Source organism: Dechloromonas sp. CZR5, assembly GCF_008711155.1.
In the GTDB taxonomy this organism is placed as follows: Bacteria; Pseudomonadota; Gammaproteobacteria; order Burkholderiales; family Rhodocyclaceae; genus Azonexus.
The window spans coordinates 276,588-302,249 of the sequence record NZ_VUYQ01000006.1; the positions used below are offsets into that span (position 1 = coordinate 276,588).

Genomic DNA, 25,662 nt, shown 5'->3' on the forward strand with positions numbered 1-25,662 from the left:
GTCACTCGCCGACCACGTCGGCACCCGCCGGCGGCGTGAATCGGAAGGTCGAAGCCGGCAGCGCGGGGTTCTTCTCGAGCCGCGAGAAACGAACCAGGGTCGTCTGACCAAAGCTGTCGAGCAATTCCATGGCTTTCAGGTCGCTACCGGAAAAGCCGAGCCGCACCCGTTCGAAACCGCTGTCATTGGCCTTGGGCGTCGCCTCGACCCAGGTCATGCCATCGGATTCGCCGGCTTCCTTGAGCGTGAAATTCCTTTCCAGCTCGTTGCTGCCCGACAGCAAGGCCGCCGGCGAACCGCCAATCGCTTGCCCGGCCTTGCGCACCGTCACCTGCTGCAACTCGGGATCGTGGATCCAGATTTTCTCGCCATCACCCACCACCAGTTGAGGATAGGGTTTCTGGATTTCCCAACGCAATTTGCCCGGTCGCGAAATGGCGACGATACCCGAGGACTGCTGCGGCTTGCGACCGCTTTTGGCGATCACTGCCTGGGCGAACTCGGCCCTCAGGGTTTTCGTGTTCCGGAGAAAATCGTGCAACTGATCGATCGCACCGGCCGTAGCCAGCCCCGGAGCAAGTGCAAGGATGGCGGCCGACAGGGTTCTTTGGAAAATATTCATATGCCTAGCTTAACGCGCCGCTTTCCGGCGCGCTGTTTCAGGGTGTAACGGTTTGCAGCCGCTTATTCGGCCGGCTTCTTCATCAGCACTTCGCGCCCGCCGCGACCGTCCATGGCGGAAACCAGCCCGGCCTTCTCCATGGCTTCGATGAGGCGCGCCGAGCGGTTGTAGCCGATGCGCAGGTGGCGCTGGACGAGCGAGATCGATGCCCGCTGGTTCTTGAGTACGATATCGACGGCCTGGTCGTAGAGCGGATCGCTTTCGGCATCCCCGCCCTCGCCTGCCTCGCCGCCGCCTTCCTCGTCATCACCGGCCGCACCGGAAAGGATATCCTCGACATACTCCGGCGCACCGCTGGCCTTGAGATGCTCGACGACACGATGCACTTCGTCGTCCGATACAAAGGCACCATGCACCCGTGTCGGATAACCGGTGCCGGGTGCCAGATAAAGCATGTCACCCATGCCGAGCAAGGCTTCGGCCCCCATCTGGTCGAGGATGGTGCGCGAATCGATCTTGCTGGAAACCTGGAAGGCGATGCGGGTCGGGATGTTGGCCTTGATCAGGCCGGTGATCACATCGACCGACGGGCGCTGCGTGGCGAGAACCAGGTGGATGCCTGCGGCGCGGGCTTTCTGCGCGAGGCGGGCAATCTGCTCCTCGACCTTCTTGCCGACCACCATCATCAAGTCGGCCAGCTCGTCGATGATGACCACGATGTAAGGCATGGTCTTCAGCGGCTCGGGCGTTTCCGGGGTCAGGGTGAGCGGATTGGGGATGTTCTCCCCCTTTTTCTCCGCATCCTTGATCTTGGTATTGAGGCCGGCAATATTGCGCACCCCCATCGCCGACATCAGCTTGTAGCGCTTTTCCATCTCGGTGACGCACCAATGCAGCGCGTTGGCCGCCTGCTTCATGTCGGTGACGACCGGCGCCAGCAGGTGCGGAATGCCCTCGTAGATCGACAGTTCCAGCATCTTCGGGTCGACCATGATCAGGCGCACCTGATCCGGCTCGGACTTGTAGAGCATGGAAAGAATCATCGCATTGACACCGACCGACTTGCCTGAACCGGTCGTACCCGCCACCAGCAGGTGCGGTGTCTTGGCCAGATCGGCGACGATCGGCTGGCCGCCGATATCCTTGCCCAGACAGACGGTCAGCGGGCTGTGCATGTCGTTGTACGGCTTGCTGGAGATAATCTCCGACAGCTTGACCGTCTGCCGTTTGGGATTCGGCAACTCCAGTGCCATGCACGACTTGCCGGGCACCGTCTCGACCACGCGGATGGAGACCATGGCCAGCGCCCGTGCCAGATCGCGCGCCAGATTGACGATCTGTGCGCCCTTGACGCCGACCGCCGGCTCGATTTCGTAGCGGGTGATGACCGGGCCGGGCATCGCTGCCAGCACCTTGACCTGCACGCCGAAGTCGGCCAGTTTGCGCTCGATCAGCCGCGAGGTGTATTCCAGGGTTTCGGCACTCACCGTCTCGGTGGCGGGCGGTGCCGGATCGAGCAGGTGCAGCGGCGGCAACTGGCCGCCAACGATGGCCTCGGGGAAGAGCATGGCCTGCTTTTCACGCTCGACGCGCGCCTCCGCCTTCTTCGACACCGGAACAGCCGGCGGGGCGGGGGTTTCGATGATGATCGGCTCGTGCAGCTCGACGCGGCGCTTTTCCTCCTCGACCACGACTTCGCGCTGTTGCGCGACTTCTTTGCCGATCTGGCGGTCGCGCCATGCATCGACCCGTCCGTAGAAGAAGCCGACAAAGGTTTCCAGCAGCAGCCCCAGCTTCTCGAAAGCCCACAGCCACGACATGCCTGAAAAGATGCTCCAGCCCACGGCCATGGCCGCCAGCAGGAAAAGCGTGGAACCGGTATAGCCCAATTGCGTCGACAGAACACGTCCCAACTCGATGCCCAGCATGCCTCCCGGAGCCAGCGGCAACTGTGCGTGCGACGAATAGAAACGCAGGGCTTCCAGCGACGAGCTCCCCATCAGCAGGAAGGCAAACCCCCCCAGCGCAATGAACAGCGGATGCTGCTTGTGCTCGTCCGGTGCGTTGAACTTGCGGATGCCCCACCAGACGAACATGCCCATCAGCACGATCCACCACCAGGCCGAGAGGCCGAACAGGTAGAGCATCAGATCGGCGATCCACGCACCTGCGCGTCCGGTCGGATTATGCAGGGTCGTCGACACCACCGAATGCGACCAACCCGGATCATTCTTGTTGAAGCCCCACAAGGCCATGGTCAGGAACAAGGCAACGGCGCCGACACCCAGCCAGCGCGACTCCTGCAGCAGATTGCCGATCTTCTCCGGCAGCGGGCTGGCGCTCGTGCCTGCAGCCCCCCGACTCGCCATGCGACCCGCCATCCTTACGCCCCGGGGATGACCAGCACGTCATCCTCATAGCGGATATAACCGCTCAATTCCAGATCGCGCATGACCTTGCTGACCATTTCACGCGATGCACCAATCATTTTCGCCATATCCTGTTTCGACATCTTCTTCTTGACCACGCGCCGCCCGTCGGCCACTTCCGACATATCCAGCAGCAAGCGGGCAACACGACCGTAAACGTCCAGCAAGGCCAGGCTTTCGATCTTGCGGTCCGCCTCACGCAGCCGCAGCACCAGCGTCTTCATCAGCTTCTGGGCCACCTGGAAATTGTCCTGCAGGCAGCGCTGGAAGGCTTCCTTGCTCAGGAACAGCAACTCGCAGGGCTCCGCAGCGACCACGTTGGCCGACCGCGGGCTGCCGTCGATCAGGCCCATCTCGCCAAAAAATTCGCCCGGACCGAGCCAGGCCAGGATGATCTCGCGCCCCTCTTCGTCGGTGTTGGTCACCTTGGCCCGCCCGGCCAGCAAGACGTAGAGCGAATCCGTGCTTTCACCGGCCCGGACAATGAATGCGCCGCGCTCGGCGCGTTTCCGGCCGGAGACCTTGGAAAGCTTCTCCAGCTCCCCGTCGTCCAGTCCGGAAAACAAGGCGACGTTACGCAACACAACCAGGCTAAATCCGACAGGGGTAGTTGCCATAATTCAGTTTCCGTTCATGGGGTTACGAGACGATTATAAACCTGATTCCCAAATTACATAGGAACTTCGGGAAAATTGGAAGCTCAGACAACGCTATAATTTTCGGATCAGCCACCCAAGAGGATCATCATGTCCCAGAACGCCCGCCATACCCCGCTCATCATCCTCGGTTCCGGCCCGGCCGGCTACACCGCCGCCGTCTATGCCGCCCGCGCCAACCTCAAACCCGTGCTGATCACCGGCATGGCCCAGGGCGGCCAGTTGATGACGACGACCGAAGTCGATAACTGGCCGGCCGCGGCTGACGGCATCCAGGGACCGGAACTGATGGCCAACTTCGAAGCCCATGCCCGGCGTTTCGAAACCGAGATCATCTTCGACCACATCCACACCACCCAGTTGCAGCAAAAGCCCTTCACGCTGATCGGCGATGCCGGCACCTACACCTGCGACGCCCTGATCATCGCCACCGGTGCCTCCGCCATGTATCTGGGCCTGCCTTCCGAAGACAAGTTCCAGGGCAAGGGCGTCTCGGCCTGCGCCACCTGCGACGGTTTCTTCTACCGCAACAAACCGGTGGCCGTGGTTGGCGGCGGCAACACTGCCGTCGAGGAAGCGCTGTACCTGGCCAACATTGCCAGCCACGTCACGGTCATTCATCGCCGCGAGAAGTTCAAGGCCGAGAAGATCATGCAGGACAAGCTTTTCCAGCGTGAAAAGGAAGGCAAGGTCACCATCCTGTGGAACAGCGTGCTTGATGAAGTACTCGGCGACGACTCCGGCGTGACCGGCCTGAACGTCAAGAATACCCAGACCGGCGCGCTGCAGAAGGTCGACGTTCATGGCGTCTTCATCGCCATCGGCCACAAGCCGAACACCGACATCTTCGCCGGCCAGCTGGAGATGGATAACGGCTACATCATCACCGAATCCGGTCGCAACGGAAACGCGACGCAAACCAGCATTCCCGGCGTCTTCGCCGCGGGCGACGTACAGGATCAGATCTACAAGCAGGCCTGCACCTCGGCCGGTTCCGGCTGCATGGCCGCGCTCGATGCCGAGCGTTATCTGGACAACCTCGGCCACGCCTGATCAGGTTGACCGACGCGGATGACCTTGCCGCCTTCCGGGCGGCGGTGGCCGATGTTCAGCCGCTGCCGCCGGTTGACCGCGTCCAGCTTGTCAAGCCCCAGCCGGCAGCCAACAGGCTGCCCCGCCCCAGCGCACCACAATCCGCAACCATAAATCGCACGCTGCGCCACGAGCCGGCCTTGCCGGCACACTGGCACACGGCAGGCGACATCCGCCCCGTTCATGCCGACCCGGACCAGCAGGCTTTTTACGTCGCCATGGCTGGCGTCCAGCCCATGCCATCGCCTAACCGCGTCCAGCTGGGCACCCCGACACCGCCACCCCGTCCGCAGCAGTCGATCAACGACGAACGCGCCGCCCTGCACGAAAGCCTGCACGGCCAAATCGGCTTGCAGGACAGACTGGAAGGGGGCGACGAACCGCACTATCTACGCGGCGGATTGGCGATGACTGTCCTCCGCGACCTGCGGCGCGGCCGCTGGGTCGTTCAGGCCGAACTCGACCTGCATGGGATGAATCGCAATGAAGCCCGGCACCAGCTGGCCATATTTCTGGCCGAATGTCTGCACCATGGCCAGCGCTGCGTGCGGGTCATCCACGGCAAAGGGCATGGCTCGCCGCAAAAGCTGTCGATCCTGCGCCAGTTGGTGCGCGGCTGGCTGGCCCAGCGCCAGGAAATCCTGGCGTATTGCCAGGCTCAGCCGCACGACGGTGGCGAAGGTGCATTGATCGTCCTGCTGCGTGCCGCAAAAAAATAAAAAGGGCAGCTTTCGCTGCCCTCGTCATGGCCTGATTGCAGGCCGTTGCCATACCGCCCGGATCAAACGGCCGATTCGTTGGTTTCCCCGGTGCGGATCCGCACAACCTGCTCGACCGGCATCACGAAAATCTTGCCATCACCAATTTTGCCGGTTCGCGCCGCCTTGATGATGGCCTCGATGGCGGCATCGACATGATCGGCATTGACGACGATTTCGATCTTGATCTTGGGCAGGAAATCGACAACGTACTCGGCGCCGCGATACAGCTCGGTATGCCCCTTCTGACGGCCGAAACCCTTGACCTCGGTAACGGTCAGGCCGCTGATGCCGATTTCCGACAACGCCTCGCGCACTTCGTCCAGCTTGAACGGCTTGATGATGGCCTCGATCTTCTTCATGGATTGATTCCTCTCTCTTCTCAAAATTCGTCGGTATAGCGATTGGTAATAGGATACCGCCAATCCTTGCCAAAGCCACGCGGCGTGATGCGGATACCGACCGGCGCCTGACGGCGCTTGTATTCGGCAATGCGCAACAGGCGAACGACGCGACGCACATCGGCTTCGGGGAGTCCGGCCGCGATGATTTCGCGCGGACTGCGGTCCTCCTCCATGTAGGCACAGACGATGGCATCCAGCACATCGTATTCGGGCAGTGAATCCTGATCCTTTTGATCCGGTTTCAACTCGGCGGACGGTGGCCGGACGATGATGTTCTCCGGAATCACCGGGGCACCGTCGCACAAGGTATTGCGATAGCGCGACAGGCGATAGACCAGGGTCTTGTAGACGTCCTTGATCACGGCAAAACCACCAGCCATGTCGCCGTACAGCGTGCAGTAGCCGACCGCCATCTCGGACTTGTTGCCGGTGGTCAGCACCAGCTTGCCGGTCTTATTGGACAGCGCCATCAGGATATTGCCGCGGATGCGGGCCTGGATGTTCTCTTCCGTGGTATCGGCCGGCAACCCGGCGAACAGCGGATCGAGCATGGCCGCATAGGTTTCCATGGCCGGCGCGATGGCGATTTCGTCGTATGAGCAGCCCAGCTGGCGGATCATCTCGCGCGAGTCGTCGAGGCTCATCTGTGCCGTGTAGGGCGACGGCATCATGACGGCATGGACCTTGTCCGCCCCCAGTGCATCGACGGCTACGCACAGGGTCAGGGCCGAATCGATGCCGCCGGACAAGCCGATGATGGCGCCCTTGAAGCCGGTCTTGCCGATGTAGTCGCGCACGCCGAGAACCAGCGCCTTGTAGGCTTCGGCCTCAAGCGGCAGTTCGGCGCACAGATCGTCCGATTGCAGGCACCCCGCCGCAAAATCGACGATACCGAGCGCCTCCTCGAACTGCGGCAGACGCATGCAGACGCTCTTGTCGGGATTCAGCGCAAAGGAATCGCCGTCGAAAACCAGTTCATCCTGTCCACCGACAAGATTGCAATAGATGGCGGGAATGCCGGTCGCCTGGACCCGGTCGGCCAGCACCTGAACCCGCTCGCGGGTCTTGTCGAGATGGCAGGGCGAGGCATTGAGGACGAGCAGCAATTCGGCGCCGGCCCGGTGCGCCAGTTCGGCAGCACCCGCCTCCCAGATGTCGGCGCAGATGTTGATGCCGCAGCGCACGCCATTCAGGGTGACGACGCAAGGCTCGGTCCCCTGCTCGAAATAACGCTTCTCGTCGAAAACTTCATAGTTCGGCAGGCGCATCTTGCGATAAATCGCGGTGCGCTGGCCGTTTTCAATGACGGTAGCCGCGTTGTAACAGGTTCCGTCGCGTTCTTCCGGATACCCGACGATGACGGCAATACCGTCAACACGGGAAGCCAGATCGTCGAGAGCCCGGTTGCACGCCCGGTAGAAGTCCGGGCGCAGCAACAGGTCCTCCGGCGGATAGCCGCACAGCGCCAATTCCGGCGTCAGCAGCACATGGGCACCGCGGGCCTTGGCCTCGGTGGCGCATTGGATGATGCGTTCGACGTTGCCCGTCAGGTCACCGACGGTGGCGTTGAACTGGGCAACGGCGATTCGCAACATGTGACTTAGTAGGCCGGCTTGTCCTTGGCGTCGTTGTAACGCTGGACACCTTCCTGGATTTCCTTGTGGGCGGCATCAATGCCTTCCCAGCCGTTGACCTTGACCCACTTGCCCGGTTCCAGATCCTTATAGCGCTCGAAGAAGTGAGCGATCTGCTTGCGCAGCAATTCCGGCATGTCTTCGAAGGTCTTGACGTCCTTGTACAGCGGCGTCAGCTTGTCGACCGGCACAGCCAGCAATTTGGCATCGTTGCCGCCCTCATCGGTCATCGACAGCTGGCCAAGCGGGCGGCAGCGCACGACAACACCCGGCGGCAGGGAGAACGGTGCCACGACCAGCACGTCGACCGGGTCGCCATCGCCGGCGATGGTGTGCGGGATGTAGCCGTAGTTGCACGGATAGTGCATGGCGGTGGACATGAAGCGATCGACGAAGATCGCACCGCTTTCCTTGTCAACTTCGTACTTGACCGGCTCGGAATGAGCGGAAATTTCGATGATGACATTGAAATCGTCGGGGAGGGACTTGCCGGAAGGAACGTTGTTAAGTGCCATGTTTTATCTCTCTGCGTTCAGGTTTTGAGAACTTGCGATTATAACGCCGCCCCTGGCCGACATCAGCCCCAGGCGGCGAGAAACTCCTGCCAGTGCGGTGCGCTGATGCGGGCCAGCTGGGCCTTGACGAATTCGCCCTCGGCGACCTCCTCCTCGGCCGTGAGTTCGCCGCGCAGACGACGAAAACGGTTATAGACCAGATAGGTATTGATGACGTCGGTTTCGCAGTAGTCGCGAATATCGGCAATCTGGCCAGCCTGCCATGCCTCCCATACCTTGCCGCCGTCCATGCCGAGCTTGCCGGGAAAGCCAAACAGCTTGGCCAGATCGTCGAGCGGCGCGTTGGCACGGCCGTTGTACAGTGCCAGCAGGTCCATCAGGTCGAGGTGACGGGTGTGGTAGCGACTGATGTAGTTGTTCCACTTGAAGTCACGGGAATCGGCGTAGTCGCCATCCCCCATGTCCCAGTAACGCGGCGCCGACACGCCATGCAGCATGCCACGGTAGTGCAGCACCGGCAGATCGAAGCCGCCGCCGTTCCATGACACGATTTGCGGCGTGAATTTCTCGATGCCGTCGAAAAAGCGCTGGATGATGGCGCCTTCGCTCAAGTCCGGCTCGGACAGGGACCAGACCTTCAGCCCTTCGCTGGTCCGCAACACGCAGGAGATGGTCACCACCCGCTGCAGATGCAGTTGCAGGAAGTCGTTGCCTGTCTTGGCGCGGCGTTGCTGGAAGGCCAGTTCGGCGACCTCGTCGTCCGACAGTTCGCCGGGCAGATCGTTGAGCCGGCGCAGGCCGGGCACATCGGGAATGGTCTCGATATCGAAGACGAGAACCGGTTTCATGCCGGGAAAACGCCCGTCGACAGATAGCGGTCGCCACGATCGCAGATGATCGACACGATGACCGCGTTCTCCAGTTGCTGCGACAGGCGCAGCGCCACGGCCAATGCACCGCCTGAGGAGATGCCGGCGAAGATGCCCTCTTCCATGGCCAGACGGCGGGTCATCGCCTCGGCTTCGGCCTGGCTGACATACTCGATACGGTCGACGTTGGTCTTGTCGTAAATCTTCGGCAAGTAGGCTTCCGGCCACTTGCGGATACCGGGAATCTGGCTCCCCTCTTCCGGCTGGCAGCCGACGATCTGGATAGCCGGACTCTGCTCCTTCAGGAAGCGGCTGGTGCCCATGATGGTGCCGGTCGTCCCCATGCTGGATACGAAATGCGTGATCTTGCCGTCAGTATCGCGCCAGATTTCTGGGCCGGTACCTTCGTAGTGGGCCAGCGGGTTGTCCGGGTTGCCGAACTGGTCGAGGATGATGCCTTTGCCCTCGTCGCGCATTTTTTCGGCGACGTCGCGACACAGCTCCATGCCGCCATCCTTGGGCGTCAGCACCAGCTCGGCACCGAAGGCACGCATGCTCTGGCGGCGTTCGACACTCTGGTTTTCCGGCATGACGAGGATCATCCGGTAACCCTTCATGGCCGCCGCCATGGCCAGCGCGATGCCGGTATTGCCGGAAGTCGCCTCGATCAGCGTGTCGCCCGGCTTGATGTCGCCGCGCGCCTCGGCCCGCATGATCATCGAAAGCGCCGGCCTATCCTTGACCGAGCCGGCCGGGTTGTTGCCTTCGAGCTTGGCCAGGATGACGTTGCCGCGCTTGTCGTTATCCGCGCCCGGGATACGCACCAGGCGCACCAGCGGCGTGTTTCCGACAAAATCCTGCAGGGTTTTATACATGGCGGTGCAGCCACTCGATATATTGGGAGACGCCTTCCTCCACCGTAGCCATCGGCGCTTCGTAGCCGGCTTCGCGCAGTTTGGTCAGATCGCCCTGCGTAAAGGCTTGGTACTTGCCCTTCAGTGCATCGGGGAAAGCAATGTATTCGAGCAAGCCTTGCGCCCGGAGTTCAGCCAGCGACAGCGGGGCCTCCCCTTTGGCCTGGCGGCAGCCATTGGCGGCCGCGACGGCGACATCGTTGAAGCTCTGCGCCCGGCCGGAACCCAAATTGAAGATGCCGGATTTCTCGGGATGATCGAGGAAATACAGATTGACCTTGGCAACATCGCCAACGAAGACGAAGTCGCGCATCTGGCCGCCGTTCTCGTAGCCGTGCGAGCCTTCGAACAGCTTGACCTTGCCCTCGGCCTTGAACTGGTTGTAGTTGTGGAAGGCGACCGAAGCCATGCGCCCCTTGTGGGTTTCGCGCGGCCCATAGACGTTGAAGTAACGGAAGCCGACGATCTGCGACGAAGGATTCTTGGCGAGGCGCTGGCGGACGATCTGGTCGAACAGGAACTTGGAATAGCCGTAGACGTTGAGCGGCCCTTCGTACTGGCGCTCTTCCTTGAAGATGCTGCTGGCGCCGTAAGTGGCGGCCGACGAGGCGTACAGGAACTGCACGTCCTGATCCTGACACCAGTCGAGCAGGATCAGCGAGTAGCGATAGTTGTTCTCCATCATGTAGCGGCCATCCGTCTCCATGGTGTCGGAGCAGGCGCCTTCATGCAGGATGGCCTCGATCTCGCCGTCGTAATGACCGGCCTGGATGCGCTCGATGAAATCGTGCTTGTCGAGGTAGTCGGCGATTTCGCAGTCGATCAGGTTCTTGAACTTGTCGGCCTTGGTCAGGTTATCGACGGCGATGATGTTGGTGATGCCGCGCTCGTTCAGCGCCTTCACAATGTTGGAGCCAATGAAGCCGGCAGCGCCGGTGACGACGTAGTACATGGAATTCTCCTTACAGGGCGGCGAGCAGTTCCTGGCGGGTAACGACCGCAGTTCCCAGTTTGCCGACGACGATGCCGGCGGCGATGTTGGCGACGCGAATGGCTTCGGCCCAGTCGGCGCCCGCAGCGAGCATGACGGCCAGCGTGGCAATGACGGTATCGCCGGCACCGGAGACATCGAACACCTCGCGCGCCAGGGCCGGTTGATGGTGGACCTCGTCGGCAAACAGGGTCATGCCCTCCTCGCTGCGGGTGACGAGCAAGGCCTCCAGGCCCAGTTCACCGCGCAGCCTAGTGGCCTTGGCAAACAGTTCTTCTTCGTCTCTCCAGCTGCCGACGACCTGCTTCAGTTCGGAGCGATTCGGCGTGATCACCGTCGCACCGGCATACTTGCCCCATTCGTCGCCCTTGGGATCGACCAGAACGGGTTTGTCGGCCGCGCGGGCAATGCGGATCATCTCGGAAATGTGGGTCAGGCCGCCCTTGCCGTAATCGGACAGGATGACCACGTCGGCATCGGCCACCCGGCGCTCGAAATCGGCCAGCTTGGCCTGCAGGATCTCGTGTGACGGAGGTGTCTCGAAGTCGATACGCAACAATTGCTGCTGGCGGCCGATGACGCGCAACTTGACGATGGTGTCGATATCGTCATCGATGTGCAGGCCGGCGTCGATCAGCCCCTCGTCGAGCAGGCGAGCAAGCGAACGGCCGGCGTCGTCATCGCCGACGACGGACAGCAAGGCCGTCACGGCGCCGAGCGAGGCCGCATTGCGCGCCACGTTGGCTGCACCGCCGAGGCGTTCTTCCTGGCGCTCGACCTTGACCACCGGCACCGGCGCCTCCGGCGAAATCCGGCTCACGTCGCCGAACCAGTAGCGATCCAGCATCACGTCACCGACCACGAGCAGGCGAACCTGCGAAACCTTTTCCAGCATGTTGCGATTCTCTCAGCGGCCGATGGCGAAATAGTCGATGCCCGAATTGCGCACGAACTTCGGGTCGTAGAGATTGCGGCCATCGAAAATGACCGGATTCTTCAGCGTCGCCTTGATCGCTTCGAAATCCGGGCTGCGGAACTCTTTCCACTCGGTAGCGATGACCAGGGCATCCGCACCGTCCAGCGCCGCCATCGGGCTGTCGGCGTAGGTCAGGCGCGCTTCGTCGCCGAAGATGCGCTGCGTTTCGTGCATGGCGACCGGGTCGTAGGCAGAAACCGTGGCGCCTGCAGCGAACAGGTCGGCGATCAGCTCACGGCTCGGGGCTTCGCGCATGTCGTCGGTGTTCGGCTTGAAGGCAAGGCCCCACAGGGCGAAGTGCTTGCCCTTGAGATCGCCGAACTTCTGCTGGATCTTCTTGGTCAGCACATGCTTCTGCGCATCATTGGCTTCCTCGACGGCAGTCAGCACCTTGAGGGTGATATTGGCATCATCCTGCGCAGTCTTGATCAGTGCCTTGACGTCCTTGGGGAAGCAGGACCCACCGTAGCCGCAGCCCGGGTACAGGAAGTGATAGCCGATACGCGGGTCGGAACCAATGCCCTGGCGGACCATCTCGATGTCGGCACCCAGCACTTCGGCCAGATTGGCCAGTTCGTTCATGAAGCTGATACGCGTCGCCAGCATGGCGTTGGCGGCGTACTTGGTCAGTTCGGCACTCTTGATATCGGTGACGATCAGGCGTTCGTGGTTGCGCTGGAACGGCGCGTACAGGGCGCGCATCAGGTGGATGGCCTGCTCGTCTTCGGCACCGACGACGATACGATCAGGACGCATGAAGTCCTCGACGGCAGCGCCTTCCTTGAGAAATTCGGGATTCGACACGACGCTGTACGGCGTACTGACGCCGCGCTTCTGCAACTCGTCGGCGATGGCGGCATGGACTTTGGCGCCGGTACCGACCGGCACCGTGCTCTTGTCGACGACGACCTTGTAGTCGGTCATCAGGCGGCCAATATTGCGGGCGGCAGCAAGCACGTACTGCAGGTCGGCCGAGCCGTCTTCATCGGGCGGCGTACCGACCGCAATGAACTGGACGGTGCCATGCTGGACGGCCTTTTCGATATCGGTGGTGAAATGCAGGCGGCCAGCCGCAACGTTGCGACGGACCATTTCCTGCAAACCCGGTTCGTAGATCGGGATGCCGCCCTCTTCAAGGATACGGATCTTTTCCGGATCGACATCCAGGCAAAGCACGTCATTGCCTACTTCCGCCAGGCAGGTACCACTGACCAGACCGACATAACCGGTACCGACAACCGTAATTTTCATGAAATTTCCTACAGGGATTGATCGAATTCTTCGCCACGACGCGGCGGATAGGTTTCCCAGCCACCGCAGGCGGGACAGCGCCAGTAGAACTGGCGAGCCTTGAAGCCGCAATTATCGCACCGATAGCGCGACAGGCGCTTGGTATAGCCCTGGATGATGGTCTTCGCCAGTTCGACATCCGGCCTGACTTCGGGCGCCGCCAGCGGCAGGCGCGCGCTCATCAGCTTCTCGAGGCCAAGCAGGGTGGGATTGCGCTGCAATTCGGCACGCACCAGACGATAAGCCGCCTCGGTCCCTTCGCTCTCCAGCACCAGTTGATAGACGACATCGAGAAGGTCCAACGACGGATAACGCTCAAGGTAACCGCTTAATAGGGCTACGCCTTCCGCCAGGCGCCCCTGCTTGCGATAGGCCTCCAGCAAACGCTGGGCAACCAGTGCCAGATAGGCCGGATCCTGCTGTTCGATGCGCTGCCAAGCCTCGATGGCCTCCAGCGGTTTCCCCTCCTGAAGGAGGAGATCGCCTTGGAGCAGGCTGGCCCGCACGCACTTGCGGTTTTCCTGCATGGCGACATCAAGATACTGGCGCGCTTCGTCGGGACGCGAGCGCATGATTTCGTTGGCCGCCAACTCGCAGTAGTACTCGGCAATTTCGCGATGGGAGGCGACATCGGGCAGTTCGCGGGCGATCTCGACGGCTTTCAGCCACTCCTTCCCAACCTGGTAAATCTCCAGCAGGTTGCGCTTGGCCTCCTCTTCGAACGAGGTGCCCAGCAGCTTGTTGAAGATTTCCTCGGCACGATCGAGCAAGCCAGCCTTGAGGTAATCCTGCCCCAATTCCAAGAGTGCCTGCAGGCGGACGCGCTCGTCGAGGTCGGGAAGATCGATCAGGTTCTGATGCATGCGGATGGCCCGCTCGGTTTCACCGCGACGGCGAAAAAGATTACCCAACGCGAAATGCAGTTCGACGGTTTGGGAATCAACCTTGGCAACCTCGAGGAAGGAATCGATAGCCTTGTCGGGCTGCTCGTTGAGCAGGAAATTCAAGCCCTGGAAATATGATCGCGGCAATGCCCGCGACTCGTGAATGACCTGCCGCATGTCAACGCGCGCCGCAGCCCAGCCCAAGCCGAAAAAAACCGGAATCAGCAGCAACTGCCAGTAATCGACAACGTCACTCATACGGCGGGTGGCGTTTCAATGCTGGGTGCTTGCGGCTGGCGCGTAGCCGCCTTTTTCAATCGGGAAATCTCGCGCCGCTGACGAAAGAGCACACCGAGCAACGAAAGTGCCCCAATGACTATGCCGCCAACAAAAAAAGCGAGCAAGGCAAGCACCAGCGGCGCCTGCCAGATCTGCCCAGGCAAAAGCCTCAGGCTGACCGGATCGGTGTTCTGTGCAGCAAACACCACCAGGAAAATGAAGATGATGAGCCGGATGGCCCAAGTCAATGCTGTCATGACATTCAATAAAAAGGGGCAGTGAAATCATTCACCGCCCCAAATCTACCACATTGAGCCAAGCCCGGCGTCAGATCATCTGATCGACCCGTTCGCGCAACTCTTTTCCGGCCTTGAAATGGGGAACCCATTTGGCCGGCACACTGACCTTCTCCCCCGACTTGGGGTTGCGTCCAACACGCGGCGGCCGGTAGTTGAGCGCAAAGCTGCCGAATCCGCGGATCTCGATGCGATCTCCGCGCACCAGCGCTTCGGACATCGCATCGAGAATCATCTTGACCGCAAAATCAGCATCCTTCGCCACCAACTGCGGAAACCGCTCCGCCAGTCGGGCGATGAGCTCGGATTTGGTCATGCTAGTGCCTTATCAGCCTTGTTGGTTGAGTTTGGCCTTCAGCAGGGCGCCCAGGTTGGTCGTACCGGAAGCAGCGGAGGCGGAGTCAGAAGCCAGCTTCTGCATCGCTTCGTGCTGTTCGGCATTGTCCTTGGCCTTGATGGACAGGTTGATGCCACGGGTCTTACGATCCACGTTGATGATCATGGCTTCGACTTCGTCGCCCACCTTCAGGTGTTGCGACAGGTCGTCGATACGATCACGCGAGAACTCCGAAGCACGCAGGTAACCTTCGTTCTCGCCATCCAGGGTCAGCACGGCGCCGCGGGCATCCACCGTCTTGACGGTAGCGCGCACGATGCTGTTCTTCTCGTGGGTAGCGATGAAGTTGGTGTACGGGTCACCTTCGAGCTGCTTGATGCCCAGGGAGATACGCTCCTTCTCGACGTCGATGCCGAGCACGACTGCCTCGACTTCGTCGCCCTTCTTGAAGTTGCGGATGGCTTCTTCGCCGGTCGCAGACCAGGACAGGTCGGACAGGTGAACCAGGCCATCGATACCGCCAGGCAGACCGATGAAGATGCCGAAGTCGGTGATCGACTTGATGGCACCGCGGACCTTGTCGCCCTTCTTGTGGTTCATGGCGAAATCGTCCCACGGGTTCGGCAGGCACTGCTTCATGCCCAGGGAGATACGCCGACGCTCTTCGTCGATTTCCAGGATCATGACTTCGACTTCGTCGCCCAGGGAAACGACCTTGGACGGATGGACGTTCTTGTTGGTCCAGTCCATTTCGGAGACGTGCACCAGGCCTTCGATGCCTTGTTCGATTTCAACGAAGGAACCGTAGTCGGTCAGGTTGGTGACCTTGCCGAACAGGCGGGTACCGGCCGGGTAACGGCGGGCAATGCCAACCCACGGATCGTCGCCCAGCTGCTTCATGCCCAGGGAGACGCGGTTCTTCTCGGCGTCGAACTTGAGGATCTTGGCGGTAACTTCGTCACCAACGTTGAGCACTTCGCTCGGGTGACGGACACGGCGCCAGGCCAGGTCGGTGATGTGCAGCAGGCCATCGATGCCGCCCAAATCGACGAACGCGCCGTAGTCGGTGATGTTCTTGACGATACCCTTGACGGTGGTGCCTTCCTTGAGGTTCTCAAGCAGCTTTTCGCGATCCTTGTCAGCGGTGGCTTCGAGCACGGCACGGCGGGACATCACGACGTTGTTGCGCTTGCGATCCAGCTTGATGACCTTGAATTCGAGGGTCTTGCCTTCGTACGGCGTGGTGTCCTTGACCGGACGCATGTCGACCAGGGAACCCGGCAGGAACGCACGGACGCCGTTGGACATGACGGTGAGACCACCCTTGACCTTGCCGGTGATGGTACCGGTGACCAGGGTGTTGTTGTTCAGGGCTTCTTCCAGGAAGTTCCAGGCGGCGATGCGCTTGGCGCGATCGCGCGACAGGCGCGTGGCGCCGTAGCCGTCTTCCAGCATTTCGATGGCAACTTGAACGAAGTCGCCTTCCTTGACTTCGATCTCGCCCTGATCATTCAGGAATTCTTCGAGCGGAACATAGGATTCTGATTTCAGGCCGGCATTGACCACGACGAAATTGTGATCGATGGCCACCACTTCGGCAGTGATGACTTCGCCTTGACGCATTTCCTGGCGAGCCAGGGATTCTTCAAAAAGTTGAGCAAAAGATTCCATTACGGACAGACTTTCATGCCACGAATCGAGCCAGGGTCGGTACGAAAAGCAGCGGGTTGAGGTTAAAAAAATGCGCCGGCCATTGCAGCCGGCAACACCGTTACAGCGACACTTCCCTGCTCCATGCCAGCACCTGGTTCACCGCCTGTTCGATGGTGAGATGCGTGGTATCGAGCAGCCTTGCATCAGCCTCCTGCCTGAGCGGCGCCACGCTGCGCTGCGAATCGCGCGCATCACGTTGCTGCAGGTCAGCCAGAAGGTCCGGGAGATTAGCAGAGAATCCTTTTTCGATCAACTGCTTATAGCGGCGTTCGGCACGCGCCTCCGCACTCGCCGTCAGGAACACCTTGAGCTGGGCTTTCGGGAAGATCACCGAACCCATGTCGCGTCCGTCACCCACCAGGCCCGGTAGCGTATTGAAGGCCCGCTGGCGGAATAACAGCGCCTCGCGAACAGCCGGCAGGGCGGCCACTTTCGAGGCGCCGGCCGACATTTCCTCGGTACGGATGGCATCGCCGACCAAGCTGCCGTTGAGACGGATGTCGCTACCGGAAAATTCAACATCGAGAACTGCAGCCAAGTTGGCAACACCGGCTTCATCGGCCCAATCGACACCAGCCTGCTTGGCAGCCAAGGCCGTCAGGCGATAGAGCGCCCCGGAATCGAGGTAGGCGAACCCCAAGGCCTCGGCAACCCGCGCCGCCACCGTCCCCTTTCCTGAAGCCGATGGGCCGTCGATGGCTATGACCGGAGCCGCCCGGGTAACCGCTGCGAAACGTTCGAAATAGTCCGGAAAGGTCTTGGCGACGCATTTCGGATCATTGATGCGCAGCGGCGTGCCGAAGGCTGCCAGCGAGAAGCACATCGCCATGCGATGATCGTCGTAGGTATCGATGGCGGCCGGATGCAGGACTGCCGGCGTCACGCAGAGGTAGTCCGCCCCCTCTTCCACTTCGGCGCCCAGCTTGCACAATTCAGTCGCCATCGCTGCGATGCGGTCAGTTTCCTTGACTCGCCAGCTGGCGATATTGCGCAGGGTGGTCTTGCCCTTGGCGAACAAGGCAGCCGTGGCCAGCGTCATCGCGGCATCGGGAATATGGTTGCAATCGAGATCGACGGCAACCAGCCCCCCTTCCGGTGCACGTGCCTCCATCCAGTTTGGACCCATCTCGATGCGTGCGCCCATTTTTGCCAACGCCTCGGCAAACCTCACATCACCCTGGATCGAATCCTGGCCGACGCCTTCGACACGCACCGGGCCACCGCCAATGGCGCCCAGTGCGAGAAAATAGGAAGCAGAGGAGGCATCGCCCTCGACGTAGATCGTTCCCGGCGAGACATATCGGCTGCCGGCCTTGATGGTAAAGCGCTGCCAGCCATCGCGCTCGACGACTACACCGAAGCGTGCCATGGTCGCCAGCGTGATCTCGATGTAGGGCTTGGAAATAAGCTCGCCGACCACTTCGACAACAACCTCCTGCCCGGTCAACGGCAACGCCATCAGCAAACCCGTCAGGAATTGACTGGAAACATCGCCACGCACCTTGACCACGCCACCCGGCTGAATGTTGGCCGGTTTCAGATGTAACGGCGGATAGCCCTCGTTCGCCAGATAGGTGATGTCGGCACCCAATTGGCGTAGACCATCGACCAGATCGCCAATCGGCCGCTCATGCATGCGGGCGACGCCCTTGAGAACATAGTCGCCACCGGCCAGCGCCAACGCAGCGGTTAGCGGACGAAAGGCTGTGCCGGCATTGCCGAGGAAGAGTTCCGCCTGCTTGACCGGAAAGCGCCCGCCGCTTCCGGTGATACGCCAGTTTTCGCCTCCTAGATGGACAACGCCCAGGCCCAGTGCTTTGAGCGCATCGAGCATGCGCTCGGTATCGTCGGAAGCCAACAGGTCGCGAACCTCGGTTTCACCTTCAGAGAGGGCTGCCAGCAACAGGACACGGTTGGAGATACTCTTTGAACCGGGCAGTCGAACACTACCGCTGGCTGAACACAATTGGGGAAGATCGAGAAATTCCATGTCCGGATGACCGCTGAAAAACAGTGGAGTTTACCCCGGTCCGGCCAAGTCAGAAACCTGTCGATTCCTCAGCAACCCAAATCGGCAACGTATTCAGGCACATATTTTTTCAATCCTGCCTTCACATCGGCGGAGGGGCGAATCGACGAGTGAAGCCAACCCAACAATTCCTCATATTCGGCAATCGATAATTCATCCGAAAGGCGCGCTATCCGCAGCTTGGGATGGGGCGTCAGCAATGTCGCCTCATCGTCGGCCAGCAATTCTTCATATAGTTTCTCGCCTGGCCGCAGACCGGTGAATTCGATTTTCACCTCGTCTTCGGAAAACCCTGAAAGGCGAATCATGTCGCGTGCCAGATCGACAATTTTCACCGGATCACCCATTTCCAGAACGAATATCTCGCCCCCCTGCCCCATCAGCCCAGCCTGCAAAACCAACTGCGCCGCTTCGGGAATGGTCATGAAATAGCGCACGATATCGGGATGCGTTACGGTCACCGGGCCACCTTGGGCGATCTGCTCCCGGAATTTTGGTATGACGCTACCATTGCTACCCAGCACATTGCCAAAACGGACAATCACAAAACGCGTTGCACCGCAATTGTTGACTGCAAGACAAAGTCTTTCAGCCAATCGCTTGGTCGCCCCCATGACATTGGTTGGATTGACGGCCTTGTCCGTGGAAATCAACACGAACTTCCTGACCTGTGCTTCCTGGGCGGCCCGCGCTACGGTCAGCGTACCAAGGGCATTGGTCCGCACGGCCTGCCAGGCATTGACGCTTTCCATCAAGGGTACGTGTTTGTAAGCAGCCGCATGGAAAACGACAACGGGCTGCTCGCCAGCAAAAATCTCGGCGATCCGCTCCTTATCACGAACATCGGCAGCCCATGACCGACAATCCATCGATGGATGACTGGTACTCAACTCCTCACCAATGCTGTAAAGCGCGAATTCGGAGGAATCGACCAACACCAGTCGTGATGGCTTGAAACGGGCAATTTGTCGACAAAGCTCCGAACCGATGGACCCTCCCGCCCCAGTCACCAGCACGACATTGCCTCCGAGCAAATCGTGTACGCCGTTGTCGTCCAGCGAGACCGCTTCGCGTCCGAGCAAATCCTCCAACTCGACCTTACGGATACTGGATACGGATAGCCGCCCTGACAACAGATCATCGTATGAGGGCACGGTCAAAACCGTAAGTCCGGCCGCCGAAGCCAGTTCAGTAGCTCGCCTACGCTGGGCTGGACGGGCAGTCGGCATGGCGATGATGGCATGCTTGGCACCCAGATTTTCCGCAACCGACCCGATGTTCCCAATCGGCGACAGGATGGGCAGCCCTCTCAGACGACGCCCGGCTCTTCCCGGATTGTCATCAATGATGGCAACCGCATACCACTGACCGCTGCGATGAATTTCCCGCAGCAAGGAATCGGCCGCCTCACCCGCCCCGATGATGAGGACAGGCTGCCCACGGAGCTTGGCAGGTCCATAAAGGCGATGCTCTTTCCAACTACGATAGGCAAAACGTGTTCCGCCCATAATGACCGCGAGGAGAAGCGGGTGCAGGACCAGCACCGAGCGTGGAATCAGAGGCACCTTGAAAATGGCAACCACTGTCGTGGTCAGCAATGCACCAACGAAGACCGCACTGAGCAAATGCTGCAGGTCGGCGATGCTGGCAAAGCGCCAAAGCCCTTGGTACAGACCGAAAAAAAAGAACAATGCTGCAAATAGCGGCAAAACCCAGAGCAAAGCACCAACAGCAACCCCCTGAAACTCGGCCGGCGTATCGAAATTAAAGCGCAGCCAGAATGCCAGTAACCAAGCCCCCCCGGCAGCGCACACATCGAATGTAAAAGCGGCCAGCGTCCGGGGGTTAAGGCTGAAGAGCATCGATTTTGTAGTCTTTTTCATACTGCTTTAATGCGAAACGCCATCACTTTTCACAACCTTCAGGGCCGTCAGCCAAATGATCCTGAGATCGAACCAGAAGCTCTGTTGCCGAAGATACTCGGCATCAAGCGCCACCTTTTGCGGAATGGGCAATTCGTCCCGGCCGTTGATTTGCGCCCATCCGGTCAGGCCCGGCTGCAATTCGTCCACGCCTGCCTTGGTGCGCAAGGCAATGAGGTCGTCTTGATTGAACAAAGCGGGACGAGGACCGACGAAACTCATGTCGCCGACCAATATACTCCAAACCTGCGGCAACTCATCCAGGCTTGAACGGCGCAGGAACGAGCCTATCGGGGTCAGATGGGCAGCCGGGTTACTCAGCAGATGGGTAGCGACCGCCGGCGTACCCACGCGCATGCTGCGGAATTTCGGCATACGAAAAATCCGGTTACGCCGCCCGACACGATCCGACCAATACAGTACCGGTCCCGGCGAGGTCACCTTGACCAACACGGCCACCACCAGCAACGGGATGGTGAAGATGCAAACAACTGCCAGCGCCAGAAAAAAATCGAAAAGCCGCTTCATACCGAACTATTTTCTTTTGTGAGGAATTGCTCGATGCGCCGGATCTGCAAGGCGACCACCTGCGCTTCGTCATAAAATGCCAAGGCTCTTTCCCTACCCTTGGCCCCCATCGAGGCCACCTTGGCACGATCACCGGCCAATGTCAGAAAGGCTTCGGCCAGCGCTTTTGGCGACCGGGTCGGCACCAGCAAACCTGTTTCACCAGGCACGACCTCCTCCCGGGAACCACGGATATCCGTGGCAATCACCGCCTTGCCCATCATCATGGCCTCGATGATGGTACGAGGCATACCTTCCCTCCATGACGGAAGGCAGAACACATCCATGGCAGCGAGCAGTTCCGGAATGTCCTTGCGCGCGCCGGTCACCACCAGGCGCTTGCCGAGAGCAGCTCCCGCACGCTCCAGTTCTGCCTCCACATCACCGGCGTGATCGCTCGCCAGACGCTCACCCACCATCAGAATCACCATCTCGGAATGATTCCCGGCGGCCTCAATGGCGGCCTCGAGAAACTCCATGATTCCCTTTTCGACTACCTGACGGGCGATGATACCGATCACGAAGGCATCGCTGGCAATGCCCAGAGCCTTGCGCAATACTGCACCATCGCCGATCACCGCAGGATTGAAGCGTCGGGCATCGACGCCGTTACCGATGGCGAGCGTACACGCAGCCGGCGAAATACCTTCCTGCACCGCTGTCTCGGCATCTTCGGCGCTCTGTGTGAAAAGCAGATTGGTAAAAAGGCCGGCAAGCCGCTCCAGCCAGACGAACAGGCGACGCTTCCAGGCTGGCATTTCGTCATGAAAGTAAAAGCCGTGCGCCGTGTAGATGACAACCGGCACGCGCGCAATAAACGCCGCCACCCTGGCCACCAGAGCGGCAACCGGCGTGTGCACGTGGAGGATGTCGAAACGCTCGCGTCGAAAGTATGCCGCCAGCCGGACGACAGAAACCGCATGCTTGAAGACATTGAGGCTACGTGAAATCGGGATGGTATCGATGGCATAGCCCCGTTCACGCATCCCGGGAATCTCCGGACCATCCGAGCACACGGAGGTGACTCTCCAGCCGTGATCCTGCATCCCGTCGATCAGCGGCAGCAAAAAATGCTTGAGCGTGAAATCGACTGCGCAAAGTTGGCAAACCCTCAAGCCCATCGTCTTCTCCAGGCTTGGTACATCAACACATTCCAGAGGGCGTATTGCACATTTCGTCCCGATAGATGCCTTTGCCACATTGCCCTGATCGGCACGGGATCCAGGAGGCCATCCGAGCCGAGCTGATCCGGTGACAACAGGTCTTCCGCCCAATCGCGCAGCGGCCCACGCAACCAATGCTCAATGGGAACACCGAAGCCCTGCTTCGGACGATCGACCATTGCCTGCGGCACGTAGCGGTACAGCAACTGTCTGAGCAACCATTTACCCTGTCCGTTACGGACCTTCTGCTCGAAAGGCAGACCCCAGGCAAAGGAAATCACCCTTTCATCCAGGAAGGGCACGCGGGTTTCCAGGCTTGCCGCCATCGCAGCCCGATCCACCTTGACCAGAATGTCGTCTGGCAAGTAAGTCAGCGTGTCGACAGCCATCATCCGCTCTGCATAACACGGCATGCCGGGCCACGTGGCCGGATCGGCCACCAGCGTTTTCGGCTCGCCAGGAGTTCGCAGTGGTAGTACACCGCGCCACTGGCTGACCAACTCACGATAAAGCGCTTCTTCGGAATCCGCTCCCATCACCTCGGCCAGTTTGTGCAGCTTGTCCCCGGGATTGCTGACCCGCAGTCGGCCGGGCATCGCCCACGACAATGCACCCAAAGCGTTGTTCCAGGCCCCGGCCGAAATCGAGGAGAAAAGTCCAGCCGCCCGGCGCCGAAGCCCGAGGGGTAGCTTGCCAAAGCGCTGCCACAGGGAAGTCGCCCAAAAATAGCGGTTGTAACCGCCGAATAGCTCGTCACCCGCATCACCAGAAAGACAAACCGTAACGTGCTGACGGGTCAGCGCGCAGACGAGAGCGGTCGGAATCTGTGAGGAATCTGCAAATGGCTCGTCATACATATCCGGCAAACGAGGAATGATGGCTCGAGCCTGATCCGGCGACACGTAGAGTTCGGTGTGCTCCGTGCCTAAATGGGCGGCCACAACCTTGGCATGCGCCGCCTCGTCGTATGCCCCTTCGGCAAAACCGATCGTAAAGGTACGAACCGGCTTGGCACTTCTCGACTGCATCAGGGCAACTACCATAGACGAGTCGAGCCCGCCGGAAAGCAAGGCCCCCAAGGGAACATCCGCCTCCATCTGCTCACCGATGGCTGAGCCGAGCACCTCATCCAGCGCATCCAGTGCCTTGGCATCGGACATCGGCGAACGAGCGGCGGCACGCTGCCGTGCAGTTTCGGCAAAAGACCACCAAGCCTCCGGTTCGCCAAATTCGCCCCGAGCGTTCACTCGCAGCAAGGTACCCGGTGGCAACTTGAAGATATTCCGGTAAATGGACAACGGCGTCGGCACGTAGCCATAACGCAGCATCAAGGCCAACGCGCCAGGGTCAGTTTGAAAATCCCCCCCGGGAATCGCCCTCAACGACTTCAACTCCGAAGAAAAGGCAAAAGCATTGCCAACCCGGCCGTAGTACAAGGGCTTTTCGCCTATGCGGTCACGGACAAGCGAAAGCATCCGCTCCCGGCTATCCCATACGGCGATGGCGAACATGCCGCGCGCCCGCTTCAAGGTCGCTTCCAACCCCCAGGCAACGATGCCAGCCAGCAAAACCTCGGTATCCGAATAGCCACGCCACGCCGGGGCCTTGCCAGACTGTTCCAGCTCAGTACGGATACTCACCCAATTGTAGATTTCGCCATTGAAAACGACGACATAGCGACCACAGGCCGAAGACATCGGCTGATGACCAGCCGGTGACAGATCGAGAATCGACAGGCGGCGATGGGCAAGCACGACGCCCACATCCGCTCCGACCCATACGTCGCCATCATCCGGCCCGCGATGGATGATGGCATCAGCCATTTGCTCGCCCGTACGACGCAAACGGTCGCCATCGGCAAATTCAGTGTGAAGTTTGAGCCCCGCTATCCCGCACACCCTGATCACCCATCCTTAAATTCTTGTTATTGCGAAAATCCGCGAGCTTCGAGGCCCGATGTCCAGAAATAACTCTGCTCACCAGCCGTATACCCTACAACGGGCTGGCACGCCGGGGACGGAGTCTATTGGCAAACGCCAACAATTGCCACCAGTCACCGTGCATGCAATACATCGAAACTCAGCACATCAACACTTTTCTTCGAACACGACCAGATAGCGGCTAGCGACAACTCCAATCTCATACTCTTCCACGATGCGCTGACGGGCAAGCTGCTTGAGGGCAAGAAAATCCTTCTCAGGCATCGCCAACAGTGACTGCCAAGCCGCCGCCATCGCCTCATCATCTCCCGCTTGAACGACAACACCGGCCTGCCCCACGATGCAGGAGCTGTCGCCAACATCTGTGACCGCACAAGGAATTCCGCAGGACATTGCCTCGCCGATGACGTTCGGAAATCCCTCGCTGGTCGACGTACTGGCCAAGATATCGAAGGCATTCATGATCGCAGGAACGTCACGACGCGGCCCAAGCAATGCCACCTTACCCAGAATTCCTTCTGCTTCCAACATACCCTTCAGTTCAGTGTTGTCTTCTGTAACATCGGTTCCGACGAGAACGAAACGTGCTCGCTTTTCCTTTTTCGCCAGCAACCCTGCGGCTCTGACAAAGGTATCGAAACCCTTCATCGCGTGGTAGCGCCCCACCATGCCGATAACAAAGTCACCGTCGGAGACGCCGAACTGCTGGCGCATCGCCGAGCGTGCCTCGGCATCCGGTGCAAACGCTGCAACATCAAAACCATTGGGTAAGACCTTCCAGCATTGAGCACTGTACCCCATCCGGATATGCTCCTCCATGCCGAACCGGGCATTGGCCACGATCACAGCAGGAATGAAAGACAGGCGGGCTAGCAGTTTGACAAGCAGTATATTCGAGCGGGGAAGCTCTTCCGGCGAAAGACGGGAACAGCGGAGATTCCAGATCAGGCGGATTGATGGTGCCAAGCATTTGAGTGCCACGCCAAATAAATCTGCATGATGCAACCAAGTCATCACGGCATCGGGCCTGAATCGACCTACCATGCAACGCGCGCGCCACAACGCACACACGCTGCTCGGGCCGCCGGCCACTCCCAACGACTGTACTTGAACCCCCAGAGCGCGGATATCCGGTGCAAGGATATCGAGGTCGGTCAGGGTCAGGACCACATGCTCTGTTGCCACGCGATCTGACGCCTGTAGCAGTTTGAGCAGCATCATTTCGGCCCCGCCCAGGCCGAGCCCGGTAATGATGTGGAGAACGCGGGTCATCAATACCAGCGTATTGATAAAGAGAACAATCGAACCGATACCCCCACATGTTTACCGAAGATATCGCTCCCACATTTTTCCTGGCACCACATTTGTTGAGAAAAGTTGAG

Annotated in this window: 23 protein-coding genes; 2 read left to right on the forward strand and 21 right to left on the reverse strand. The window is 60.1% G+C overall.

The window, feature by feature from the left end; genetic code table 11:
* Position 1: 1 nt before the first annotated feature.
* The 3 genes from lolA to F1002_RS16560 form a co-directional block, all read right to left on the reverse strand.
* Positions 2 to 622, reverse strand: a complete 621-nt coding sequence (gene lolA / locus F1002_RS16550) for an outer membrane lipoprotein chaperone LolA (protein WP_150430145.1) — start codon at positions 620 to 622, stop codon at positions 2 to 4.
* A gap of 62 nt (positions 623 to 684) precedes the next feature.
* A complete protein-coding gene (locus F1002_RS16555; RefSeq protein ID WP_150430146.1) occupies positions 685 to 2,991 on the reverse strand; it encodes a DNA translocase FtsK in 2,307 nt (768 codons plus the stop codon).
* A 14-nt stretch (positions 2,992 to 3,005) separates the two neighbouring features.
* Positions 3,006 to 3,668, reverse strand: coding sequence for a Crp/Fnr family transcriptional regulator (locus F1002_RS16560; RefSeq protein WP_150430147.1), 663 nt, complete (start codon positions 3,666 to 3,668; stop codon positions 3,006 to 3,008).
* A 129-nt stretch (positions 3,669 to 3,797) separates the two neighbouring features.
* Here F1002_RS16560 and trxB point away from each other — a divergent pair, with 129 nt between their 5' ends.
* Complete coding sequence (trxB, locus tag F1002_RS16565; RefSeq protein WP_150430148.1) at positions 3,798 to 4,760, forward strand: thioredoxin-disulfide reductase; 963 nt, start codon at positions 3,798 to 3,800, stop codon at positions 4,758 to 4,760.
* A 5-nt stretch (positions 4,761 to 4,765) separates the two neighbouring features.
* Positions 4,766 to 5,518 (forward strand): Smr/MutS family protein, encoded by a 753-nt coding sequence (locus tag F1002_RS16570; RefSeq protein WP_223879642.1) that lies wholly within the window; start codon positions 4,766 to 4,768, stop codon positions 5,516 to 5,518.
* Positions 5,519 to 5,580: 62 nt separating this feature from the next.
* Here F1002_RS16570 and F1002_RS16575 read toward each other — a convergent pair whose 3' ends face one another.
* From F1002_RS16575 to F1002_RS16660, 18 genes are all read right to left on the reverse strand, one after another.
* Positions 5,581 to 5,919, reverse strand: coding sequence for a P-II family nitrogen regulator (locus F1002_RS16575; protein ID WP_150430149.1), 339 nt, complete (start codon positions 5,917 to 5,919; stop codon positions 5,581 to 5,583).
* 20 nt (positions 5,920 to 5,939) lie between these two features.
* Complete coding sequence (locus F1002_RS16580; protein WP_150430150.1) at positions 5,940 to 7,556, reverse strand: NAD+ synthase; 1,617 nt, start codon at positions 7,554 to 7,556, stop codon at positions 5,940 to 5,942.
* 5 nt (positions 7,557 to 7,561) lie between these two features.
* Positions 7,562 to 8,110 carry an inorganic diphosphatase gene (ppa, locus tag F1002_RS16585; RefSeq protein ID WP_150430151.1) on the reverse strand — a complete coding sequence of 183 codons (549 nt, stop codon included), beginning with the start codon at positions 8,108 to 8,110 and terminating at the stop codon, positions 7,562 to 7,564.
* Positions 8,111 to 8,172: 62 nt separating this feature from the next.
* Positions 8,173 to 8,958: a 3'-5' exonuclease gene (locus F1002_RS16590; protein WP_150430152.1), complete on the reverse strand. Its 786-nt coding sequence runs from the start codon at positions 8,956 to 8,958 to the stop codon at positions 8,173 to 8,175.
* Positions 8,955 to 9,854, reverse strand: coding sequence for a cysteine synthase CysM (gene cysM, locus F1002_RS16595; RefSeq protein WP_150430153.1), 900 nt, complete (start codon positions 9,852 to 9,854; stop codon positions 8,955 to 8,957). Before cysM ends, F1002_RS16590 begins: the two co-directional genes overlap by 4 nt.
* Positions 9,847 to 10,845, reverse strand: coding sequence for an ADP-glyceromanno-heptose 6-epimerase (gene rfaD / locus F1002_RS16600; RefSeq protein WP_150430154.1), 999 nt, complete (start codon positions 10,843 to 10,845; stop codon positions 9,847 to 9,849). The genes cysM and rfaD overlap by 8 nt, the downstream gene beginning before the upstream one ends.
* Positions 10,846 to 10,855: 10 nt before the next feature.
* Positions 10,856 to 11,779 carry a D-glycero-beta-D-manno-heptose-7-phosphate kinase gene (gene rfaE1, locus F1002_RS16605; protein ID WP_150430155.1) on the reverse strand — a complete coding sequence of 308 codons (924 nt, stop codon included), beginning with the start codon at positions 11,777 to 11,779 and terminating at the stop codon, positions 10,856 to 10,858.
* A 12-nt stretch (positions 11,780 to 11,791) separates the two neighbouring features.
* On the reverse strand, positions 11,792 to 13,111 hold the full coding sequence (locus tag F1002_RS16610) for a UDP-glucose/GDP-mannose dehydrogenase family protein (protein WP_150430156.1): 1,320 nt from the start codon (positions 13,109 to 13,111) through the stop codon (positions 11,792 to 11,794).
* Positions 13,112 to 13,119: 8 nt separating this feature from the next.
* Positions 13,120 to 14,292: a lipopolysaccharide assembly protein LapB gene (gene lapB, locus F1002_RS16615; protein ID WP_150430157.1), complete on the reverse strand. Its 1,173-nt coding sequence runs from the start codon at positions 14,290 to 14,292 to the stop codon at positions 13,120 to 13,122.
* Positions 14,289 to 14,570: a lipopolysaccharide assembly LapA domain-containing protein gene (locus tag F1002_RS16620; protein WP_223879643.1), complete on the reverse strand. Its 282-nt coding sequence runs from the start codon at positions 14,568 to 14,570 to the stop codon at positions 14,289 to 14,291. The genes lapB and F1002_RS16620 overlap by 4 nt, the downstream gene beginning before the upstream one ends.
* A 70-nt stretch (positions 14,571 to 14,640) precedes the next feature.
* Positions 14,641 to 14,925, reverse strand: coding sequence for an integration host factor subunit beta (locus F1002_RS16625; RefSeq protein WP_150430159.1), 285 nt, complete (start codon positions 14,923 to 14,925; stop codon positions 14,641 to 14,643).
* A gap of 12 nt (positions 14,926 to 14,937) precedes the next feature.
* Positions 14,938 to 16,617 carry a 30S ribosomal protein S1 gene (gene rpsA / locus F1002_RS16630; RefSeq protein ID WP_150430160.1) on the reverse strand — a complete coding sequence of 560 codons (1,680 nt, stop codon included), beginning with the start codon at positions 16,615 to 16,617 and terminating at the stop codon, positions 14,938 to 14,940.
* Positions 16,618 to 16,717: 100 nt separating this feature from the next.
* Positions 16,718 to 18,649 carry a bifunctional 3-phosphoshikimate 1-carboxyvinyltransferase/cytidylate kinase gene (locus tag F1002_RS16635; protein ID WP_150430161.1) on the reverse strand — a complete coding sequence of 644 codons (1,932 nt, stop codon included), beginning with the start codon at positions 18,647 to 18,649 and terminating at the stop codon, positions 16,718 to 16,720.
* 68 nt (positions 18,650 to 18,717) lie between these two features.
* Positions 18,718 to 20,571 carry a nucleoside-diphosphate sugar epimerase/dehydratase gene (locus F1002_RS16640; protein ID WP_150430162.1) on the reverse strand — a complete coding sequence of 618 codons (1,854 nt, stop codon included), beginning with the start codon at positions 20,569 to 20,571 and terminating at the stop codon, positions 18,718 to 18,720.
* 6 nt (positions 20,572 to 20,577) lie between these two features.
* Positions 20,578 to 21,138, reverse strand: a complete 561-nt coding sequence (locus tag F1002_RS16645) for a sugar transferase (RefSeq protein ID WP_150430163.1) — start codon at positions 21,136 to 21,138, stop codon at positions 20,578 to 20,580.
* Positions 21,135 to 22,298, reverse strand: a complete 1,164-nt coding sequence (locus F1002_RS16650) for a glycosyltransferase family 4 protein (protein ID WP_150430164.1) — start codon at positions 22,296 to 22,298, stop codon at positions 21,135 to 21,137. The genes F1002_RS16645 and F1002_RS16650 overlap by 4 nt, the downstream gene beginning before the upstream one ends.
* Positions 22,289 to 24,247, reverse strand: a complete 1,959-nt coding sequence (asnB, locus tag F1002_RS16655; protein WP_370452169.1) for an asparagine synthase (glutamine-hydrolyzing) — start codon at positions 24,245 to 24,247, stop codon at positions 22,289 to 22,291. Before asnB ends, F1002_RS16650 begins: the two co-directional genes overlap by 10 nt.
* Positions 24,248 to 24,427: 180 nt before the next feature.
* Entirely contained in the window at positions 24,428 to 25,552 is a 1,125-nt protein-coding gene (locus tag F1002_RS16660) for a glycosyltransferase (protein WP_150430165.1), read from the reverse strand.
* Between the last annotated feature and the right edge of the window lie 110 nt (positions 25,553 to 25,662).

Excerpts from the sequence above, each read along its gene's own strand:
- cysM (WP_150430153.1), bottom strand. The coding sequence starts at position 9,854 with ATGTATAAAACCCTGCAGGATTTTGTCGGAAACACGCCGCTGGTGCGC.
- rpsA (WP_150430160.1), bottom strand. The coding sequence starts at position 16,617 with ATGGAATCTTTTGCTCAACTTTTTGAAGAATCCCTGGCTCGCCAGGAA.
- F1002_RS16620 (WP_223879643.1), bottom strand. The coding sequence starts at position 14,570 with ATGACAGCATTGACTTGGGCCATCCGGCTCATCATCTTCATTTTCCTG.
- lolA (WP_150430145.1), bottom strand. The coding sequence starts at position 622 with ATGAATATTTTCCAAAGAACCCTGTCGGCCGCCATCCTTGCACTTGCT.
- F1002_RS16580 (WP_150430150.1), bottom strand. The coding sequence starts at position 7,556 with ATGTTGCGAATCGCCGTTGCCCAGTTCAACGCCACCGTCGGTGACCTG.
- F1002_RS16560 (WP_150430147.1), bottom strand. The coding sequence starts at position 3,668 with ATGGCAACTACCCCTGTCGGATTTAGCCTGGTTGTGTTGCGTAACGTC.
- F1002_RS16635 (WP_150430161.1), bottom strand. The coding sequence starts at position 18,649 with ATGGAATTTCTCGATCTTCCCCAATTGTGTTCAGCCAGCGGTAGTGTT.
- F1002_RS16660 (WP_150430165.1), bottom strand. The coding sequence starts at position 25,552 with ATGACCCGCGTTCTCCACATCATTACCGGGCTCGGCCTGGGCGGGGCC.
- F1002_RS16650 (WP_150430164.1), bottom strand. The coding sequence starts at position 22,298 with ATGGGCTTGAGGGTTTGCCAACTTTGCGCAGTCGATTTCACGCTCAAG.
- F1002_RS16625 (WP_150430159.1), bottom strand. The coding sequence starts at position 14,925 with ATGACCAAATCCGAGCTCATCGCCCGACTGGCGGAGCGGTTTCCGCAG.
- F1002_RS16610 (WP_150430156.1), bottom strand. The coding sequence starts at position 13,111 with ATGAAAATTACGGTTGTCGGTACCGGTTATGTCGGTCTGGTCAGTGGT.
- ppa (WP_150430151.1), bottom strand. The coding sequence starts at position 8,110 with ATGGCACTTAACAACGTTCCTTCCGGCAAGTCCCTCCCCGACGATTTC.
- F1002_RS16645 (WP_150430163.1), bottom strand. The coding sequence starts at position 21,138 with ATGAAGCGGCTTTTCGATTTTTTTCTGGCGCTGGCAGTTGTTTGCATC.
- lapB (WP_150430157.1), bottom strand. The coding sequence starts at position 14,292 with ATGAGTGACGTTGTCGATTACTGGCAGTTGCTGCTGATTCCGGTTTTT.
- trxB (WP_150430148.1), top strand. The coding sequence starts at position 3,798 with ATGTCCCAGAACGCCCGCCATACCCCGCTCATCATCCTCGGTTCCGGC.
- rfaD (WP_150430154.1), bottom strand. The coding sequence starts at position 10,845 with ATGTACTACGTCGTCACCGGCGCTGCCGGCTTCATTGGCTCCAACATT.
- F1002_RS16640 (WP_150430162.1), bottom strand. The coding sequence starts at position 20,571 with ATGAAAAAGACTACAAAATCGATGCTCTTCAGCCTTAACCCCCGGACG.
- rfaE1 (WP_150430155.1), bottom strand. The coding sequence starts at position 11,779 with ATGCTGGAAAAGGTTTCGCAGGTTCGCCTGCTCGTGGTCGGTGACGTG.
- F1002_RS16590 (WP_150430152.1), bottom strand. The coding sequence starts at position 8,958 with ATGAAACCGGTTCTCGTCTTCGATATCGAGACCATTCCCGATGTGCCC.
- F1002_RS16555 (WP_150430146.1), bottom strand. The coding sequence starts at position 2,991 with ATGGCGAGTCGGGGGGCTGCAGGCACGAGCGCCAGCCCGCTGCCGGAG.
- F1002_RS16575 (WP_150430149.1), bottom strand. The coding sequence starts at position 5,919 with ATGAAGAAGATCGAGGCCATCATCAAGCCGTTCAAGCTGGACGAAGTG.